5 protein-coding genes are annotated in these 6,644 nt (G+C 66.3%); 3 read left to right on the forward strand and 2 right to left on the reverse strand.

Annotation, left to right across the window (positions count from 1 at the left end; translation table 11 throughout):
* The 3 genes from Q0602_RS12970 to Q0602_RS12980 all read left to right on the forward strand — a co-directional run.
* Positions 1 to 1,211 (forward strand): TRAP transporter large permease (locus tag Q0602_RS12970; protein WP_298843935.1); only part of this gene is annotated, 1,211 nt, incomplete at its 5' end.
* A gap of 53 nt (positions 1,212 to 1,264) precedes the next feature.
* Positions 1,265 to 2,692 (forward strand): FAD-binding oxidoreductase, encoded by a 1,428-nt coding sequence (locus Q0602_RS12975; protein ID WP_298843938.1) that lies wholly within the window; start codon positions 1,265 to 1,267, stop codon positions 2,690 to 2,692.
* A gap of 40 nt (positions 2,693 to 2,732) precedes the next feature.
* Positions 2,733 to 3,656, forward strand: a complete 924-nt coding sequence (locus Q0602_RS12980; protein ID WP_298843941.1) for an NAD(P)-dependent oxidoreductase — start codon at positions 2,733 to 2,735, stop codon at positions 3,654 to 3,656.
* A gap of 36 nt (positions 3,657 to 3,692) precedes the next feature.
* On the opposite strand, the gene Q0602_RS12985 is transcribed toward Q0602_RS12980, so the two are convergent.
* Together Q0602_RS12985 and Q0602_RS12990 are read right to left on the reverse strand one after the other, a co-directional pair.
* Entirely contained in the window at positions 3,693 to 4,673 is a 981-nt protein-coding gene (locus tag Q0602_RS12985; protein WP_298843944.1) for a GntR family transcriptional regulator, read from the reverse strand.
* A gap of 259 nt (positions 4,674 to 4,932) precedes the next feature.
* On the reverse strand, positions 4,933 to 6,644 hold a 1,712-nt coding region (locus tag Q0602_RS12990; RefSeq protein ID WP_298843947.1), incomplete at its 5' end, for a DEAD/DEAH box helicase.

Below are 6,644 nucleotides of genomic sequence, written 5' to 3' on the forward strand. Positions count from 1 at the left end.
TCGGCATGCCGATCTCGTTCGGTCTCGCGGCCATCAGCCTGTTCATCTTCTTCGAGTCCGGCTACGCGCTCTCGCCGATCGTGGCGCAGGCGGTCAATGGCCTGGACTCCTTCCCGCTGCTGGCCATCCCGCTGTTCATCCTGGTCGGGGAAGTCATGAGCGCCGGTGGCATCGCCACCCGCCTGGTTCGGCTGGCCAGCGCCCTGGTCGGATTCGTGGCCGGCGGCCTGGGCCAGGTCGCGGTGCTGACATCGATGTTCTTCGGCGGCATCAGCGGCTCGGCCGTGGCCGACGCTTCCGCCGTGGGCAGCATGATGATCGAGCCGATGAAGCAGCATCGCTACAGCGCGCCGCTGGCGACGGCCATCGTGGTGGCCGCGTCGGTGGTCGGCATCATCATCCCGCCCTCGATACCGATGATCCTGTTCGGCGTGGTCACCAATACCTCGATCTCGCAGCTGTTCATGGCGGGTATCGTGCCGGGCATCCTGATCACGCTGGGGCTGGCGGTGACCACCTACGTCCAGTCGCGCAAGAACGGCCGCGGCCAACCGTTCTCGGTGCCGGAGCTGTTCGCGGCGTTGAAGGAAGCGCTGCTGGCGCTGCTGCTGCCGGTCATCATCGTCGGCGGAATTCTCTCGGGCGTCTTCACCCCGACGGAGAGCGCGGCGATCGCCCTGGTCTACGCCTTCGCGGTCTCGTTCTTCATCTACCGCAGCCTGACGCTGAAGCGTTTCTTCGAGCTCTGTATCGCCACCGGCAAGCTGACCGGCGTGGTGATGCTGCTGCTGGCCTTCGCCAGCGTTCTGGCCTGGCTGCTCACCGCCAACATGATCCCGCAGCAACTGGTGGTCAGCCTCTCCGCCATCACCGAGAACAAGCTTCTGCTGCTGCTGATCCTGTCGGGTTTCCTGCTGGTGGTCGGCTTCTTCATGGACCTGACGCCGGCAATGGTGATCCTGGCGCCGCTGATGACGCCGGTGGTGGTCAAGCTGGGTATCGACCCGGTCTATTTCGGGGTGCTGATGTCGTTCATCCTCGGGATCGGCCTGATCACGCCTCCCGTGGGTACGGTGCTCTACGTCGGTTGCGGCGTCGGCAAGGTCGGCATGGAGAGCCTGGTCAAGAGTCTGCTCCCCTTCTACTTCACGTTGATCGCCCTGCTGGTGCTGTTCCTGCTCTTCCCCCAGGTCGTGCTCTGGTATCGCTGAGGCCTGTTTCGATGGGGAACGAGGGGTTTCGATAACGTTGCGAGAGGTGATTCATGACCGTTCAGGCCACGCTGCTCGACGATCTGACCGCGATGCTGGGTTCGGGTGGGTTGCTGACCGACACCGACGACATGGAGCGCTACTGCGTCGACTGGCCGGGCTACCGTGGCGCCGAACCGCTGGCGGTGGCACGCCCGGCGACGACGCGCCAGGTCGCCGACGTGGTGAGCTACTGCCATCGTCACGATGTGGCGCTGGTGCCCCAGGGCGGTCACAGCGGGCTGGTCGGCGGCGCCCTGCCCGACGTCGAGCGGCCGGAGCTCGTCGTCAGTCTCGAGCGAATGACGGCGATCCGCGATATCGACCCCATCAACTTCACCATGAGCGTGGATGGCGGCTGCATCCTGCAGTCGGTGAAGGATGCCGCCGAAGCGGCGGATTGCGATTTTCCACTCTCGCTGGGCGCCCAGGGTAGCTGCCAGATCGGCGGTAACGTCTCGACCAACGCCGGCGGCCTCAACGTGCTGCGTTACGGCATGATGAGGCAACTGGTGCTGGGACTGGAGGTGGTACTGCCGGATGGACGCATCTACAACGGCATGAAGGCGCTGCACAAGGACAACACGGGCTACGATCTGAAGCAGCTTTTCATCGGTGCGGAGGGCACGCTCGGCATCGTGACCGGCGCGGTACTCAAGCTGTTCCCCCGGCCCCAGGTCAGTCGCAGCGCCCTGCTGGCCTGCCCCAGCGTGGCTGCCGTGCTCGAGCTCTACGCGCTGGCGCGACGCAGTTGCTGCGACCTGCTGACCGCCTTCGAGCTGGTGCCGCGCGCCTGCCTCGAGCTCGCCATGGAGGCCGCCCCCGATCTGCGCGATCCGCTGGATGCACCGGCGCCGTATTACGTCCTGATGGAAGCCAGCGCCAGTGGACCGGCGGACCTGGACACGATGATCGAGGACCTGTTCGAGCGCGGACTCGCGGCCGGCCAGCTCACCGATGGCGTGCTCGCCACCAGCGAGGCCCAGGCCGGCAACCTCTGGCGCATCCGGGAAGCCATGCTGGAGGGCCAGCGCAATCGTGGCGAGCACCTGCGCACGGACGTCTCGCTGCCGATCTCGTCGTTGACGGCATTCCACCAACGCGCTGCCGACGCCATCCAGACATTGTCTCCGCAAGCGACGATCATCGCCTATGGCCACATCGGCGACGGCAACCTGCACTTCAACATCCTGCCGCCCCCGGGACTCGATCCCGACGAGCGCTCGTCGCTGCTGCACGAGCTGGAGGAGCGCCTGTTCGAGATCGTCGCCGACTTCGACGGCAGCATCAGCGCCGAGCATGGCATCGGGCGGTTCAAACAGGCCGCCTTCCTGGAGACGCTCTCCGAGCCCGAGTACGACATCATGCGCGGCCTGAAGCGTCTCCTGGACCCCCGGTACCTGATCTCCCCTGGCCGGATTCTTCCCCGCCCCGCCGAGTGACCCGGCCCCGGAAGCGTCCCCTTCTTTCAGGAAACGACTCATGCAAGATCCCAGTGTCGAAAAAGATCGCCATGACGAAAGCCCACTGACCATCGGCTTCATCGGAACCGGCATCATGGGGGGCCCCATGGCGGCCCGCCTGGCGGATGTCGGCCATCGTGTCCAGGCCTGGAACCGCACGCCTGACAAACTGACACCGCTGCAGACGGCCGGCGTGATCGCGGCCCGATCCCCCGAAGCGGCTGCCCACGATGCCGATGTGGTCATCGTGATGCTGAGCGCCGGCCCCGTCTGCGATGAGATCCTGCTGGGCGAGACTGGCATCATCGCCGCGATGCGGCCAGGCAGCTGCCTGGTGGTGATGAGCTCGATCCCGGTGGACACCGCCAAGGGGCAGGCGGAAGCCGCCAGCCTCCATGGCATCGGCTATCTCGATGCGCCGGTCTCCGGCGGCGAACGCGGCGCCATCGAGGGCACGCTGGCGATCATGGTCGGCGGCGAGGCTTCGGTTTTCGAACGTCATCGCCCGCTGCTGGCGACCCTCGGCCGCCCGACCCACGTCGGCCCCGCCGGGAGCGGCCAGCTCGCCAAGCTCGCCAACCAGATGATCGTTGCCAACACCATCGCCACCGTTGCCGAGGCCCTGCTGCTGGTGGAACGCGGCGGGGCCGATCCCGCGCAGGTGCGTCAGGCGTTGATGGGCGGTTTCGCCGACTCGACCATTCTCGATCTCCATGGTCGGCGCATGCTGGAGGAGAGCTTCGCGCCGGGCGGCGCCGCAAAATGGCAGTACAAGGACACCCAGACCGCAATGGCGCAGATCGCTCGGCTGTCACTCGACCTTCCCATGAGCCGCCAGGCGGATGCGCTGTTCGGCGACATGCTGGCGCATGGCGATGGCGACCTGGATCACAGCGCGCTGATCCGGGAGTTGCGCCGACGAAACGGCATGCCGGTCGATTGAGCTCGCGACACGACGGGCAGCCGGCGATCTGCCCGGTTAGCGCTGGCTCAACCAGCGCAGGTATCCCGGCTCCCGCAGCTCGCCGGCATGCCGGAAGTTGGCCAGACGTTCCTGGACAAGTGCCTCGGAGTCCTTGATGTGCCGGTAGAGCGCTTCGCTGGCCTGCTCGGCGCGCCGCAGCTGCATCGCTTCGAAGACCTGCCGATGCGCGGCGAAGAAAGGGTCGCCCGGCGGCAGTTCGATCTCGCCCCCCAGCAGGTGCTTGCTGATCAGCAGGATCGGCCGCGTGCGCTGAAGCATGATCAGGATCTCGGTATTGCCGCCCTGCTCCAGCGCTTCGTGGTGGAGGTCGTTCTCCAGCGCATCGAGCTGGCTGGCCTCGATTCTGGGATATCTGGCCTGGGCCTGATCCAGACGGTCCAGATAGCGCTGGATCGACTTGTCGGCGATGCGCTCGCAGGCGCGCGCGATCATGAACGGCTCCAGTTGGCGTCGCGCATCGTAGAGCTGATGCAGCCGGTCGTCGTCCAGCGGCACCACGTTCCAGCTGCTGTACTTGATCTTCTCGACCACACCGAGAGACTGTAGCTGCAGTAGAATACGGTACGTGGTGGCGCGGCTGACGCCCAGCGACTTGGCCAGCTGCAGCTCGTTGAGCTCGAGTCGCCCCTTCATCGAGCAGAGCACGACGTCGTGCTCTACCCTCTCCGCCAGCGCGCGCCAGGAGTCCGTTCGCTTGACGGAGGAGCGGCCGCCCGCGGCCCGGAAATCGGCCGCCGTCAGCGATCGACGCACGACACTCCCCGGGGCCCGTCCCACCAGGAATCCCCGTCCTTCGAAACGGCTGATGGCGCCCTCGTCGTGCAGCCGCCCCAGCGTCTGGCGCACCGGCGAGCGGCTCATGCCGAAGATATCGGCGATGTTGCCCTCGAGCAGCACCAGGCCGGGCTCCAGGTGCCCACTGGCCATGCTGCGCAGCAGGGCCTCGTACAGTTGATCCTTGAGCGTCTTGGTCATCGAACTGATTCCGCCACGTTTTCGGTGGACCTGAATCGGGACGTGCCACGATTCAGCGATAACGAGTATTGCATACAAAGACCGTCACCGACTGTCAGACCTAGGTCCTGCCTCGAGACGGGTCGGAGACATCGCTCTCGGATCGCGCCGGGGAGGAGGCGACGTTACTGGACCCAAAAAAACGCCGCCCACGAGGTGGGCGGCGTTCTTTCGACGCCAGCGGAGCATCGAGCTCGGCTGGCGGTGCGACGTTCGACGATCAGGCGTGAGAGCGGCGAACCGGTGCGTCGCCATCGGTGCGGCGACGCGGTGCACGCTCGGGCGCGCCCTGGTCTTCCGAGATCTCCAGCGAGCGTCCGCCGATCCGCGCGCGTGACATCTTGGCCAGAATCGAGGACGGCAGTCCGCTCGGCAGCTCGACCACGGAGAACGCGTTGCGGATATCGATGCGGCCGATACGACCACCTTCGATGCCGCCTTCGTTGGCCAGCGCACCGACCAGTTGACCCGGCTTGACGCCATCCTTGTGGCCGACGGAGACCCGATAGCGGGTCATGCCTTCGCGCGGCGCACTGTCGCGACGACGCGGGGCACCGCGCTCGCGGCTACCGCCATCGCGGCCACCGTCACGTCCGCTATCGCGACGCGAGGGAGAACTGGTGATGCGACCGATCGGCGCTTCGCCGGCACGCGCCAGCGTCGCCAGCGCCGCCGCCAGATCGATCGGATCGTGGCCTTCCTCGACCAGCTTCTCGATCAGCGCGCGCTGATGATCGCCACCGGCTTCGAGCATCTCGCGCAGACGCGCACTGAACTGCGTGTCGCGATGAGCGCGGATGGCGGCCTCGTCGGGCAGCGGCATCTCGGTCATGGCCTGGCCGGTGGCCTGCTCGACCCAGCGCACCTTGCGGGTTTCGCGACCGCCGGCAAAGGTGATGGCGACACCGTTGCGCCCCGCACGGCCGGTACGGCCGATACGGTGAATGTAGGCTTCGGAGTCCTGCGGCAGATCGTAGTTGATCACGTGGGTGATCCGCGGCACGTCCAGACCACGCGCGGCCACGTCGGTGGCGACCAGCACGTCGACCTTGCCCCGCTTGAGGCGGGTCACGGTGCGCTCGCGCAGGCTCTGGTCGAGGTCGCCGGACAGGCCGGCGGCGTTGACGCCACGCGCGGTGAGCTGCTCGACCAGCGTGGTACAGGCGGCACGGGTGCGCACGAACACGATGGCGGCATCGACCGTCTCGACTTCGAAGATACGCGCCAGGGCTTCCAGCTTGCTGGGGCCTTCGACGCGCACGACGCGCTGTTCGATGTTCTCGCCGGTGCTGACCTTGGACTCGATGGCGACCTTGACCGGATCGACCAGGTAACGGTTGACGATGCGCTCGATCTCGCTCGGCAGCGTCGCCGAGAAGAAGACCCGCTGGGCATCCTTGGGTGTGTCAGACACCACGCGCTTGACGTCATCGATGAAGCCCATGCGCAGCATTTCGTCGGCTTCGTCGAGCACCAGCGCCGACAAGCCGTCGAGCTTGAGGCTGCCACGGTCCAGGTGATCGATGATTCGACCCGGTGTACCCACGACGACCTGAGCGCCACGCTTCAACGCCGACAGCTGTTCGCGATAGTCCTGTCCGCCACACAGCGTGGCGATTTCCAGCCCTTTCAGGTTCTGGCCGTACTTGGAGAACGAGACGGCAACCTGCTGCGCCAGCTCACGGGTCGGTGCCAGCACCAGCACTTGCGGTTCGCGCCGGCCGAGATCGAGACGGCTCAGCAGTGGCAGCGCGAACGCTGCGGTCTTGCCGGTGCCGGTCTGTGCCTGGCCCAGCATGTCGCGGCCTTCCAGCAGCGCAGGAATCGTCTGTGTCTGGATCGGCGAAGGAATTTCGTAGCCCAGCGTTTCGAGGGCGGTCAGTACTTCCGGCAATAGAGCCAGATCGCCAAAGCTAGGCGAAGCAGTAACAG

It is taken from the genome of uncultured Salinicola sp., from assembly GCF_937921195.1.
Lineage (GTDB): Bacteria > Pseudomonadota > Gammaproteobacteria > Pseudomonadales > Halomonadaceae > Salinicola.